Below are 12,032 nucleotides of genomic sequence, written 5' to 3' on the forward strand. Positions count from 1 at the left end.
GACCGCGGCGACCGAAGGCATCAGCTCTTACGGTTCCAGGGCGCGGTGGCCGGGCGGGCGGGCGCCGACTGGGCGGGCGTGTTGGCCGGCTGCGACGCGGCGGGCTTGGGCTGGGTCGCCTGCGCCGGGGCTTCCGGCACCATGTAGCGGATCGTGTTGCGCTCGCCGTAGCCGCTCTTCGGGGGCTTCACGCCGACCTGAATCGTCATCGGGATCAGGTGCAGCTCCTCGCTGTCGTTCACCTGAAGCTTGCCCGTGGCGTGGCAGATCGCCGACAGCGTACGCTGCGCGATCTCGACCGTGGTGGGGTTGGCGTTCACCAGGTTCAGCTGGTCGAAGATCTTGCGCCCCTTGTGCGGCCCCTCGAGGATGTCGAGCATCAGCCAGAGATACTGCCCCATCCCGTTTTTCGTGACGCGCATCTCGCTCTCGACGATCTGGGCGCTATACCTGCCCGCGGGCAGGATCTCGTAAGCGGTTGCGGGCTCGATGCCCGTGGCATCAAAGGCGGTGTCGAAACGTGCCATCGTTTTGTCCTTTCTGTCGCAATCAGTCGGATTGGGGCATGGCGGCCAGGAACTCCGACCAATCGAGAGGCAGGGTTTCCGGCAGGCCGTAGCGGTTCTTAGCCAGGAAGGCGGGGCGCTCTTCGGTGTGCATGACGCGCGCACCGGACCCGAGCGCCCGAGTCACCTTCTTGTTGAAGCCCACGTCGGACTTCGCCACCGAGATCTGGTAGTTGGCAAAGAGCACCACGTCCGAGTGCTCCTGCAGCAGCGCAGACGCACGGGCTTGCAGCTTGATCACGTACCGGTCGTAGGGTTCATGCTCAGGGCTGTCGAAGCGCCTGATGTCGGTGTGGGCGATCTGGATGACCGCCATGCCCTTGCGGTCGCGGAGCGCGTTCAGCTTGTCGATGCATTCGCGCCAGATGTTGAGCGCCTCGGCATAGCCCTTGCCAAAGCCGGGGCTTTCGATCGACTGCCAGCCGTTGCGCCGGCAAGTCTCGGCCCAAATCAAGGGCTCCAGCCAGTCGACGCTGTCCACGACAACCGTGGAATAGGCGTGGTCCTCGTCGAGCAGGGCGTCGAGCGCCTCGGCGACCTCGGCGTAGCTCGTCGCCAGCGGGAAATGCGGCACCTGCAGCTTGCCGAGACCATCCTCGGTGAGAACGAACACCGGCGCGTCGGCGGATGCGGCAAAGGTGGACTTGCCGATGCCGGCGACGCCGTGAATGAGCACGCGCGGCGGGCGCAGAACCGACGAGGTTTGCAGGGATGCGAGCGAGATGGCCATCAGCGCACCTCCTCGCCAATCACCAGCCGGAATTTCGGCTTGCCGGTACGGACCGTGCGTGCGGGCTCGAACTCCTGGCGAATGTCCTTCGGCCAGGCGGTGTACTTGCGCTCGGGCACGCTGAACGCGATGTCGACGTACTCGGCGGGATCGGCGCCATCGGCCCGGATGCGCTCGACCAGACCGGCGAGCATTGCCTGGTCCCAAACGACCCGCTTGGGGAGCTCGGCGACTACGGTGACCGGGCCGTCCTGCAGCCGGACAGTGCCGGTGTCCTTGCCCTCCGCGCGGCGCGCCTCCTGCGCCCGGTCGCCGTACTTCAGCGCGATGGCGCCATCGAGCCAGTCGCAGAGAGACTTCGCTGCGCGCAGCCACTCGTCGGCTTCGTGCTTCAGCAGCGCCAGTTCATCAGCCGGCAGCGCTGCGATCTCGCCGACCGGCATGGTGGGAAGGTCGTCGAGGGTGATGCGGTTGGGGATCGTCATGGTCACCCCCCTCACGCCAGCTTCACGTTGGGCTTGTCAGCCGTGCTCGAGCAGTGCCGATTGGCCTCGTAGGCCTCGACATCCTCGAGCCGGTACACGACCCGGCCACCAATCTTGATGAAGGCAGGGCCCTCACCCGTCCAACGCCAGCGCTCCAGCGTGCGCGGGCTGATCTTCCATCGAGCCGCCAGCTCGACCTGATTGAGATGCGTGACTGACATCTTCGTCTCCTTCGCGTTTGACCGAATGCCTGCGAAGGAGATTGGGGTATGCGAGGGGAGGAGATGGGGAGGGCGGAGGGAGCGGAGACGGGAGGAATGCAGTTCCAGGCCCCGAAAACGAAAAAAGCCGCCCCGAAGGACGGCCTGATTGTCATGTTTGCGTCGCGTCACACCTCGAGCCAGGCGTTGGAGCCGCTTTCTCGAATGACGTCTCGCCACGTCCGATGGCCACCGAAGAGATCCTTCAGACGTTTGACGGACCGGCCGCACTCGGCTTCCTCGAGGATGCGCGCGATCGGCAGAACCGGATCTCCGCGGAGCCAGGCCTCGGCCAGCATTGCAACGGCGATCTTCTGCTTGCCGCCAGTGAACTCGTGCCATTTGCCATGCACGATCAGCACGCCGCCGTCGCCGGAGACCCAGACCGGCCCTTGATGCGACGGGCCCTTGAACAGGCGTGCAGCGAGGATTTCGGGAGCTACCGCAAGCCCGTCTTCGTGTTCGACCACGTCTTCCAGCGCGACGAACTCATGACCACGAATGAACGGGATGGGCGCTCGGCCCGGGGGATCGAGAACGAGAACCACGCGCAGACCGTCAGACGGGCGGCACCGGACGAGTTCACGAAAAGCCTCGAAACCCTCCCGCCTCGTCAGCCCGCGCGCCACCCATATCCCCACCCGAGCAGTGCGCCTTGGCAAGCGGGCCTTGCCGAAGTCCAACGCAGCGCCACCGAGGTATGGCACGGGATCATCCCCGAGCGTGCAGTCGAGCCTGTTTACCGTCCTCCGGGCCGTGGCCATCATGTCGAGCGCATGGACGCGACGGCGGGCGCTCGTGCGCTCGTCCTGCCAGACAGAATTGCCGAGGTGACCAGGATGCCCCGTAATGGGGTGGTTGATCACAGGTACAGGCATGTCGTCGAGATCGTCCTCCGCGACAACGCACGAGCCGGCACCACGCGGCACGAGCAGTCCCGCAGCCATCAGCACCTCTCCTGCGCCACGCATCTGCGCCAGCGCGAGGCCAGAGACCCGCGCATCACGGGTTCCGGCGATGGACGAGAGCAGCCGGCGGGCGGCGCGATCAATCCTCGAACAGTTGCGCGTCATCGACGAGGATCCCCCAGCGCCGCAGGTACTTTTCGCCGATCATCTGCTCGGTCGCGGTGCGGTCCTTCAGATCGCAACCATGCGGCCAGCTGATGGTGAAGCTCAGCGTTCGCCGTCGGTCCCCGCCCGGGCGCCGGGCGAGCTTCACGGCGATCTTGGCCCGCGTGACGACGTAGCCCTCGCTGAGGGGAGTACGGTCCCCGAACCGCTCCTCCGCCTTCGTCCAGATCGACTCGTCGGCGCGCGCGGGCTTCTCCAGCGTAACCCTGAGATCGCCGTCGTCGATCGGCATCACGCGCAGCTCTCGCACCTCGACCGCCTCGATCCCGTCCTCCGGATCGGTCGGGAAATCATACGGTTTCAGCAACACCGAAAGATCGTAGCACCTCAACGGCAGGCGATTCTCCTTGAACTCGATGCCGAGAAGGTGCGTGACCGTGGCCTTCACGATCTCGCTCCGCGTCGCCTTGTCGTTGGCGATAACCTCGATGCTGCCGGTCGCGGGCTCATAGGTCACGGCGGCCTCGAACACGGGACGATATGCCTGCCGGACGAGCGCCCCCTTGTCGTCGAAGCGGAGCAGATCGTCTGGCCGCCCCTCGCGGTAGATCGTCACCTGCACCAGGTCGCATTCGTCGCCCTCATGGGTCATCCTCATCCGGTCGAAGATGTCGACATGGGCATGGGCGGCACTCGAGAACTCCTTGATCGCGGAGACAAAGACATGGCGGGCCGACGCGTCGCGCTGCACGACGCAACCCGCGTCGGTCATGTAGCCAGCCCACATCCGACCGCGTCGGCGGTCCTCGGTGAAGCGAACCTCCTCAGCATGACGGAAGCGATCCTGGGCGTTCAGGAACATCCAGAGCGACCGCGCGTGCGGGTTCGCGAGCCCGTCGAGGAGGGCGGGATCCTCCGCGACGCTATAGATCGCGGCCTGCCCCGGTTCGTCGGACAGGGCATGGACGCGCTCGGCGTCGTTGGAGATCCGGTCGCGCTGAATGCGGGACATGTTCTCGATGGCACCGAGCAGCGGCCTGGAAAGCTCGGCCTCCGGCACGCTCCAATCGAATTCGGTGGGCAGGCCGATTTCCGGCCGGTCGAAGTATGCGCGCAGCGCCTCGCCGGGCGTCTTGCGAAGGAAAGCGGACATTGCGGTCACCGCGGTCTCCTTTCTGGCGATTCCATGTTTTAGCTGATCTGCTAATTAGCGTAGTATCGGCTGGCACGAAGTCAATCGAAAAATTACGCAGTTCCGCGGATTCGCGATCAGCGATCGAAGAGCGAGGGCTGCCCGTATGTCGAAGTGATAAGGTTGAGCTTCAGAAGCCTGATGCGCGCAGCTTCTTCCGAGACTGCAAACCTCTCCATGACCATCTGGACAAGCTGCGCGGCATGCTCCGTCGAAACATGGATATCGCCATGGAGCTCGCGCGGGCTGCAGTAGTCGGAAACGAGGCGGCGTACCGGCGTGGCCGGCATCAGCAGCGCGCCACTGATGTAGCCGGCCTGCCATTCCATCCAGTCGGACTGCGGGGCATCCAGGATGTTGTCACGCTTGGAGATCGCCTTGTTTGCATTCACCCCGTGTTCGAGCAGGTCCCCGGTGGCGAACTTCTGCTCCCAAAGAGGCCCGTGGAACTTCACGTGCCCGAACTCATGGGTGAGCGTGGTGCGGAAGCGATTCTCGCGCCGTTCGTCCGAGGCGATTCGGTCCGAGATGGAGACCTTGGGCCCGCGGTCGGGGAAGAACTCGGTAACACCTTCAACATCGGCGCCGTACGCCGACAGGTCGGCGTAAGGGTCGAGATCGGCGTCGTGCATCTCGATCAGCACGGTCAGGTCGTCGGTCGCCACAGGGTAGTCAACCGTTCCGCGGCGCTTCAGCAGCAGGTCCTGAATCAGTCGCTCGCATTCGTTGTCGAGCTCCCACGCCTCATAGAAGGGTCGTTCGGCAAAGCGGCCCGTGTTGTCACGGATCATCTTCACCATGCCAGCCTCCTTACTCCTTCAAGGTCTTCCTGAAATTGGCAAAGGCCCTGACGACCTGGTCCGGGGTGGACGTATCTGGCCGAAGATCATCCGGAAGCCGACCTGCCAAGGCGTAGAGGTAATCCTCAGGTATGTTCAGAATGCCGGAGAACTGGCGGATCAGGTGGCCCGAACTAGGGCTGCGGCGATCGTGCTCGATGTCGTTGAGGTACTGCGGGGATATCGACCCTCCCCCCTCTTCCTTCATCACCCGCGCCGCGAGCTCCTTCTGGCTGAGACCGAGCTCCTTGCGAGCCTTCGCTATCGCGCGACCGAAAGTCATCCCGTCGGCAGACATGGCCTGATCATCGCTGCTTCCTTCTGTCAATCCGCTTGTTCGCGGATTTGCGAGTTGTTATTCCTTATCCACAAGGGGATCAACAGTGAAGGAGACCAGCCCATGCGGAAGCGGCCGCACATGATGCAGGCAGTTAAACGTGCGACTGGTCCTTCACGGAACGGGCACAAGCCACGAAAAGCCTGAACAAATGTCGTCGCTTGCTTGGATAGACTTTGATGAAGCAGAGCGTCAGCGGTCACAGCGCATCATGGCGCTGTTCCAAGAGCGCGAGACCCGCGATGAGCTGGGGCTTGGCGCGATCCGGGACTCCATCGCCGATCACCTCTTCCCTGGCACGAGCACGATCCAGACGCGGCTGCGGTACATGCTGTTCATTCCGTGGCTCTATCGGGATCTGGAAAAGCGCGACGTTCCCGAAGCGCAGTTGCGCACTCAGGCGCGCGAAGCGGAGATCCGGCTCGCCGACGCCTTGAAAGCTGGCGGGGAGTCCAACGGCATCATCGGCCGCGATGCCGGGCCGCGTCTCCAGCGGCTTCCGAGTTCGGTTTATTGGGCCGGGCTCGGCGCATGGGGGATCCGGGTTTTCCCCGGTTCCCTTGACAGCCTATTCGTCGCGTTGCGCCGTCGAGGCCGTTCGCACGTCACATCGAGCAATGAAGAAGTCATGGCCGGCGCCCAGGCGCCCACCGTCTGGAATCCAGCCTTGCCGCAGATGCCAAGCGACCTGCTCGATCGCGCCGTCTTCCACCTGACCGCTGAGGAGGCGCAGTTTCTCATCGACCGGCTGGTCGCCAGTCAACCGAGCTCACTGCTCACGATGCTGGCGCGCGAAGGCATTGACGCCGACTGCGACCAGATCTGGACGCATCCTCATCTGGCGGCGTTTCCGGTCGCCGCTCGGCGCCTCGTCCAACATGGGGAAATCTTCTCCCATCTGATGCACGGTGCGGCTCTGCTCTACAACCTCGCGCTCAGCGAGCTGCGCCAGCGCGATGATTGGATCGACACCTATCGCGAGCGGCTTGAAGCCTGGAGCGACGAACTCGATCTCGGCGCCGTCCGTGCGTGGTCGCTCGATGATTTCTGGAACGTGGTGGAGCATCCGGCGCACGCCGTCCGACCAGCCGCAAAGCGCTTTGTGACCGAGTGGCGAGAACTGGTTCTAGCGGGGACAGAGCAAGTGGTTTCGTCGCCCGCGGGGCGACAGCTTGTCGAAGAGCGTGAACGCCGGCTCAAGACCAGCCAGTCCCGCTACGCCAATCATGCCGTGCGCGACCGCTGGACCGGTGCATCGGGCGCAGAACGCCTCAGCTTCCGCTGGGCGCAGGCCAAATCCCATCTCCGGGATCTCGCGAATGCTGAATAGGCGCAGCCTCGATCCCGAGCAGCGAACACTATACGGCGCCAATCTTCAGCCGCCCGCAGGCTATGTCTTCGACGTGGCGGTCGCCACGACCTTCTCGCTCGACTTCGAGACCGCGCTCGCGGTGCCGGTAAGTCTGGCGCTATTTGCAGCGGAAAATCGCGACGACATACTTTCTCACCCCTTGGCGCTGCTGGAGGGTGCCGAGCGCATCGCGGGCCGGCTCGTCGTCTTCACCGACGCGGGCCACATCCAGGCGAGTGCCCGACCGCACTCCCGCCTTTGCTCGCTGCTCGAACGCATCGTGGTCGAGGTGGCAGCACCCAAAGGCGGAGCCTTCCATCCCAAGATGTGGGCGCTTCGTTTCACACCGCTAAGACCCGAAGACCCAGCGCGCGTTCGCCTACTCATCCTATCTCGGAACCTGACACGTGATCGTTCTTGGGATCTTGCGGCCACCCTCGACGGCGTGGTCACCAAGCAGCCCAAAGCCATCAACCGCCCGATCGCCGAATTTCTCCGTCAGCTTCCCGGCATCACGACCGCAGGCGCTCCCGAGGGCACGAATACACTCGTCGATGAACTCGCCGCAGACATCCGGCGCGCCGAATGGACTCTGCCCGAGCCGTTCCAGAGCGTCTCCTTCTCGGTCAACGGACTCGGCGGGAAGCCTTGGCGCCCGGAACCCTGCGCGCGGCTGGGCGTGGTTTCACCCTTCTGCGATGATCAGACCCTGTCGATGCTCGGCGGCCTGACCAGCGCCGGAAAACCCATCTTCATCGGGCGGTCCGACGAACTCGCACAAGTCTCAGATGTCACGCTGGATGGCTTTGCCCGCGTTGCCGTACTCGATGAAATGGCGACCACGGAAGATGGCGAGGAGGAGGATGCCACGGCCTTGCAAGGGCTTCACGCCAAGGCGTTCATCGCCGAGCGCGGCTGGGACACCGCGATCACTATCGGTTCGGGAAACGCCACGCGGCCAGCGCTGCTGACCGGCAAGAATGTAGAGATCTTCGCCACCCTGACGGGAAAGCGCTCGCGGGTCGGAAGCATCGAGGAAATCCTTGGCGAGAAGGGGTTTGGCAGGCTGACGCGGCCTTTCATCCGCAACGAGATGAGTGCAGCCGATGCGGCGCAACGGGCAGCCGAGGCGCGCTTGGAATTGGCGCGGCGCGAGATATGCCGAACGGGCCTCAAGCTCCGTTGCGAGCGTGGCGAGCCAACCGATGAAGGCGCTTCGACGTGGCGGGTCTGGCTTGTACCACCCGAACCGATGCCGCTTGCTGGGATTGGCGCTTTGCGCGTTTGGCCAATCACACGGGGCGAAGGGCATGCGCACTCCGTGCTAGAGCTGCTTCGGCAAGGACAGCCGGCTGACCTTGGCACGATGCCGTTGGTCGACCTCACCCGATTCCTCGCCTGTTATCTGACGGACGAGAAGGAAAATCTCTCTATCCTGTTCAGCACTGGGCTCATGATGGATGGGCTCCCCGCAGAGCGCCACGCCGCCATCCTTCGCTGGGTCATCGATAGCAGGGACGCATTCTTTCGCTACCTGCGGCTGCTACTCTCCGAGTTGGGAGATCCCTTCACCGCCGCCCTTGCGGCGCAAGACGGGTCAGGTCAGGGCGCCTGGCGCTCGGCAAGCGACGACGCTCCGATCCTCGAGGAGATGGTTCGGGCCTTCTGCCGGGGCGGCGACCAGCTCCGCGCCATCGAACGGCTGATCGCGCGCCTTGAAACGGGCGACAGCGTTGATACCGATCCGATTCCCGCCGAGTTCCGCGCGCTTTGGAACACCTTCCGAATTGCGCTCGCCACGCAGGACGCCGCGCATGCCAAATGAACGGTTCCGCGCCGACGCGGCGCTCGCTCCCCTCAAGGTCTTTCAGCGGCGCACCGTCGATTATGTCTTCGATCGGCTCTACGGCCAGGACGATCCTGTCCGCCAGTTTTTGGTCGCCGACGAAGTTGGCCTCGGAAAGACGATGGTGGCGCGCGGGGTCATCGCTCGCATGATCGAGCACCTCTGGGACAGCACCAAACGGATCGACATCCTCTACATCTGCTCGAACCAGGCAATCGCCGCCCAGAACCTAAACAGGTTGAACGTCCTCGGGCGGCGCGAGCTCGCCCTGCCGACCCGCATGACTCTCGTTCCTCTGCAACTGCGCGGTCAGGTGGGTCTCGATGCCAACAAGGTGAACTTCATCAGTCTGACGCCGGGCACGACATTCGATCTGCGCTCATCAACGGGAGTTGCGCAGGAACGCGCCCTGCTGTGCCATCTCCTGCGCGATCTCGTTGCGCGCCCACGGGGCCTACACAACCTGCTGCAGGTCACGGCCGGCGTGGACGGCTGGAACCGCGCAGTGCGGGATCTCACCCTCGAAGGGGTCGACAAGCGAATAATCGATCGCTTCCGCCGCGACGTTCAGGCAGATCACAATCTCTTCGAGGAACTTGAGCGGGTCTGCGAACTCTTCCCGCGGCGCCGGGACGTCTATCCCCCGGAGATCACACAGCCCCGCAACAGCTTGGTCGCACGGCTCCGCGCAAAGCTGTCCCACGCCTGCGTGGATGCACTGCAACCCGACCTGATCATCATGGACGAGTTTCAGCGGTTTCGGGACCTACTGCACGGCGACAACGACGCAGCGATCCTCGCGCGAGAGCTGTTCGACTACTCGGGCAGCGATGGGCACGCAGCCCGCACATTGCTGCTTTCCGCCACGCCCTACCGAATGCTCACACTCAACGGCGACGAGCCTGACGAAGGCGACCATTACCAGGACTTCCTTGAGACCGTTAGTTTCCTCTATGGCCGGGAAAAAGGACCGCGGGTAGCGGTGACGCTTGCACGCGAAATGCGCGACTTCCGCAGGCTCCTTCATGCCCTGCCACAATCTCACGCGCCAGCGGTCGCGAGCCGCGAGGCCATTGAAAGGCGCCTTCGGCAGGTGATCGCCCGAACCGAGCGGGTGGCGTCCACAGTCGATCGCGACTCAATGATAAGTGAGCCGGCCATCAGCGTCTCGGTCGCGCCCGCCGATCTCGCGCAGGCATCCGCCGTTTCCCAAGTGGCGCGCATACTCGATGCTCCGGAAATCATCGAGTACTGGAAGTCTTCACCGTACCTGCTCAACTTTATGCGTCACTACAGTCTGAAACGGCTGCTTGAAAACCAGGTTGAAGCTCCTTCGCCCGCGCTCCGCTCCGCAATCCAGTCAGCGCGCGCGACCATGCTAGATCACGACGCCATCGACGGCTACGCGCCTCTGGACCCGGCCAATGGTCGCATGCGTGCGATCATGGACGACATCTTCGGCCAGAACCTTGAACAGAATCTCTGGATACCCGCTGCTATGCCGTATTACGGCGACCCACGTTCCGGCGCGCCGTTGACCAAGGCGCTGTTGTTCTCCTCTTGGTCTATGGTGCCGGACGCGATTGCAGCACTGCTGTCCTACGAGGCCGAACGGCGCATGGGCGTCGGCGAATCCGGTCGGCGCTATTTTGAACAGCATCGCCTGCGCCCGTTGCAGTTTCGGCACGACCACGGTCGGCTTGCAGGTCTGCGCGCCCTGCTGCTGATCTATCCATCACCGAAGCTGGCGGAACTGGCTGATCCGCTGATGGTGTTCCGCGAAACCGAGACACTCTTGTCGCAGGAGGGGATGCGCGCCGCGATAAGCGACCGCCTCAAGCCCGTCCTCGATGTTCTGAACGAACAAGTCGAAGCGCTGCACGATACCGGCAGCGCGGAGTGGGCCGCTCCCGCAGTGATCGATGACCTCCTTGGCGCACGGTCCAGCGCATGGCTGGAGAGTCCCGCAGGCATGCGCGCCCTGGCAAACGAGGACGCTTATCAGGATCATGTTCGTGAACTAGCGGCCGCGGTGACGACGCGCGACGTTGGCGCTTTGCCCGCTGATCTTTCGGATCTGCTTGTCGACGTCGCACTGGGTAGTCCGGCGGTCTGCGCGCTTCGCGCCCTCAAGCGGATCGCCCCCGAACTGGCTTGGGACGATCCATGCCTGCTCAGCGCTGCCGCTGAAGTCGCGTGGTCATTCCGGACGTTGTTCAATCAGCATGACGCGGTCGCTTTGCTTCGACGGGATACAGACGACCACTACTGGCGGCGCGTTCTGGTCTATGGGGCCCAGCACAATCTTCAGGCCGTCCTCGACGAATACGCCCACTACCTCGTCGACGCAGAAGGCCTCGGGACCAGTCCAGCCAAAGAACGAGCAACCGGGGTCGCTCATGCGATGGCCCATGCCCTCGCCATTCGCCCTTCGCAAATCGACGTCGATGATGTGCATGTCGACGGCGAGTCCCTCTCCATCAGCAAGTTCCAGATGCGCGGACGCTTTGCGATGCGGCTCGCCGACTACAAAGATGAGGATGGCGCCGTTGCACGGCTCGGAGGCGTCCGCGAAGCGTTTAACTCACCGTTTCGACCGTTTGTTCTCGCAACGACCTCGGTCGGACAGGAGGGGCTGGATTTTCATCCCTATTGCTATCGCGTCTACCATTGGAACTTGCCGAGCAACCCGGTGGATCTCGAACAGCGTGAAGGCCGCGTCCACCGGTTCAAGAGCCACGCAGTACGCCTCAACCTTGCCGAACGGCAGGCCGACGCAATCAGGGGCGGCGGGCGGTCTCCTGACGATCCGTGGAGACTGATGTTCGAACGCGCCCGAGCCGAGGCGCCAGTAGACACCGATCTCATCCCCTATTGGATCTATGAGGGCTCAGTGAAGGTCGAACGGCGCGTGCCGATGTTGCCGTTCAGCCGGGAGGTAACCCGCTTGGCTTGGCTCAAGCGCAGCCTGACAGTGTATCGCCTGGCCTTCGGCCAGCCCCGTCAGGATGATCTTCTAGAGTATCTGCAGAATCTCGTGGGTGGTGGTATGGATGGCTCGATGCTCGGTGACCTGCAAATTCGCCTCGAGCCGAGACCAGCTATTGTGTCGGATTCATAGATTACGCAGCGATATGAAGGACTTCGCCCCCTCTTGCTTCCACAGTGCTTCCACGCGCGTTGGAAACGCAAACGCCGCCCCGGAGGGCGGCGTTTAAGCGTTTGATAACGCGAAGAGATTTGGTTGCGGGGGTAGGATTTGAACCTACGACCTTCAGGTTATGAGCCTGACGAGCTACCGGGCTGCTCCACCCCGCGCCAAGGATTGCGCTTCTAGGCCGAGTCGCCGGGGA

The 12,032-nt window shown here is 63.6% G+C and carries 11 protein-coding genes and 1 tRNA gene; 3 read left to right on the forward strand and 9 right to left on the reverse strand.

The features are described from left to right. Positions 1 to 20: 20 nt before the first annotated feature. From NUW50_RS07545 to NUW50_RS07580, 8 genes are all read right to left on the reverse strand, one after another. A complete protein-coding gene (locus NUW50_RS07545) occupies positions 21 to 527 on the reverse strand; it encodes a DUF669 domain-containing protein (RefSeq protein WP_258288494.1) in 507 nt (168 codons plus the stop codon). 22 nt (positions 528 to 549) lie between these two features. Continuing rightward, positions 550 to 1,296 carry an ATP-binding protein gene (locus tag NUW50_RS07550; RefSeq protein WP_258288495.1) on the reverse strand — a complete coding sequence of 249 codons (747 nt, stop codon included), beginning with the start codon at positions 1,294 to 1,296 and terminating at the stop codon, positions 550 to 552. After that, positions 1,296 to 1,781 carry a hypothetical protein gene (locus NUW50_RS07555; protein WP_258288496.1) on the reverse strand — a complete coding sequence of 162 codons (486 nt, stop codon included), beginning with the start codon at positions 1,779 to 1,781 and terminating at the stop codon, positions 1,296 to 1,298. Before NUW50_RS07555 ends, NUW50_RS07550 begins: the two co-directional genes overlap by 1 nt. Before the next feature lie 11 nt (positions 1,782 to 1,792). After that, a complete protein-coding gene (locus NUW50_RS07560; protein ID WP_258288497.1) occupies positions 1,793 to 2,002 on the reverse strand; it encodes a helix-turn-helix transcriptional regulator in 210 nt (69 codons plus the stop codon). Between the two features lie 167 nt (positions 2,003 to 2,169). Further along, complete coding sequence (locus tag NUW50_RS07565; protein WP_258288498.1) at positions 2,170 to 3,114, reverse strand: hypothetical protein; 945 nt, start codon at positions 3,112 to 3,114, stop codon at positions 2,170 to 2,172. Further along, entirely contained in the window at positions 3,089 to 4,267 is a 1,179-nt protein-coding gene (locus tag NUW50_RS07570) for a hypothetical protein (protein WP_258289302.1), read from the reverse strand. Before NUW50_RS07570 ends, NUW50_RS07565 begins: the two co-directional genes overlap by 26 nt. 116 nt (positions 4,268 to 4,383) lie before the next feature. Further along, complete coding sequence (locus NUW50_RS07575) at positions 4,384 to 5,106, reverse strand: ImmA/IrrE family metallo-endopeptidase (protein ID WP_258288499.1); 723 nt, start codon at positions 5,104 to 5,106, stop codon at positions 4,384 to 4,386. A 10-nt stretch (positions 5,107 to 5,116) separates the two neighbouring features. Beyond that, entirely contained in the window at positions 5,117 to 5,443 is a 327-nt protein-coding gene (locus NUW50_RS07580) for a helix-turn-helix domain-containing protein (protein ID WP_258288500.1), read from the reverse strand. Positions 5,444 to 5,633: 190 nt separating this feature from the next. Here NUW50_RS07580 and NUW50_RS07585 point away from each other — a divergent pair, with 190 nt between their 5' ends. The 3 genes from NUW50_RS07585 to NUW50_RS07595 are packed head-to-tail and all read left to right on the forward strand — an operon-like array spanning position 5,634 to position 11,800. Further along, positions 5,634 to 6,812 carry a DUF6361 family protein gene (locus tag NUW50_RS07585; protein ID WP_258288501.1) on the forward strand — a complete coding sequence of 393 codons (1,179 nt, stop codon included), beginning with the start codon at positions 5,634 to 5,636 and terminating at the stop codon, positions 6,810 to 6,812. Next, a complete protein-coding gene (locus NUW50_RS07590; protein WP_258288502.1) occupies positions 6,802 to 8,658 on the forward strand; it encodes a phospholipase D family protein in 1,857 nt (618 codons plus the stop codon). The genes NUW50_RS07585 and NUW50_RS07590 overlap by 11 nt, the downstream gene beginning before the upstream one ends. Next, positions 8,648 to 11,800: a helicase-related protein gene (locus tag NUW50_RS07595; protein ID WP_258288503.1), complete on the forward strand. Its 3,153-nt coding sequence runs from the start codon at positions 8,648 to 8,650 to the stop codon at positions 11,798 to 11,800. Before NUW50_RS07590 ends, NUW50_RS07595 begins: the two co-directional genes overlap by 11 nt. A 120-nt stretch (positions 11,801 to 11,920) precedes the next feature. Here the strand turns inward: NUW50_RS07595 and NUW50_RS07600 are convergent. Further along, positions 11,921 to 11,997, reverse strand: a tRNA-Met gene (locus NUW50_RS07600). Positions 11,998 to 12,032: the final 35 nt, after the last annotated feature.

Source organism: Frigidibacter sp. ROC022 (assembly GCF_024723735.1).
In the GTDB taxonomy this organism is placed as follows: domain Bacteria; phylum Pseudomonadota; class Alphaproteobacteria; order Rhodobacterales; family Rhodobacteraceae; genus SLM-1.

Coding starts and splice junctions, on each gene's coding strand:
- NUW50_RS07545 (WP_258288494.1), bottom strand. CDS start 527: ATGGCACGTTTCGACACCGCCTTTGATGCCACGGGCATCGAGCCCGCA.
- NUW50_RS07550 (WP_258288495.1), bottom strand. CDS start 1,296: ATGGCCATCTCGCTCGCATCCCTGCAAACCTCGTCGGTTCTGCGCCCG.
- NUW50_RS07555 (WP_258288496.1), bottom strand. CDS start 1,781: ATGACGATCCCCAACCGCATCACCCTCGACGACCTTCCCACCATGCCG.
- NUW50_RS07560 (WP_258288497.1), bottom strand. CDS start 2,002: ATGTCAGTCACGCATCTCAATCAGGTCGAGCTGGCGGCTCGATGGAAG.
- NUW50_RS07565 (WP_258288498.1), bottom strand. CDS start 3,114: ATGACGCGCAACTGTTCGAGGATTGATCGCGCCGCCCGCCGGCTGCTC.
- NUW50_RS07570 (WP_258289302.1), bottom strand. CDS start 4,267: ATGTCCGCTTTCCTTCGCAAGACGCCCGGCGAGGCGCTGCGCGCATAC.
- NUW50_RS07575 (WP_258288499.1), bottom strand. CDS start 5,106: ATGGTGAAGATGATCCGTGACAACACGGGCCGCTTTGCCGAACGACCC.
- NUW50_RS07580 (WP_258288500.1), bottom strand. CDS start 5,443: ATGTCTGCCGACGGGATGACTTTCGGTCGCGCGATAGCGAAGGCTCGC.
- NUW50_RS07585 (WP_258288501.1), top strand. CDS start 5,634: ATGTCGTCGCTTGCTTGGATAGACTTTGATGAAGCAGAGCGTCAGCGG.
- NUW50_RS07590 (WP_258288502.1), top strand. CDS start 6,802: ATGCTGAATAGGCGCAGCCTCGATCCCGAGCAGCGAACACTATACGGC.
- NUW50_RS07595 (WP_258288503.1), top strand. CDS start 8,648: ATGCCAAATGAACGGTTCCGCGCCGACGCGGCGCTCGCTCCCCTCAAG.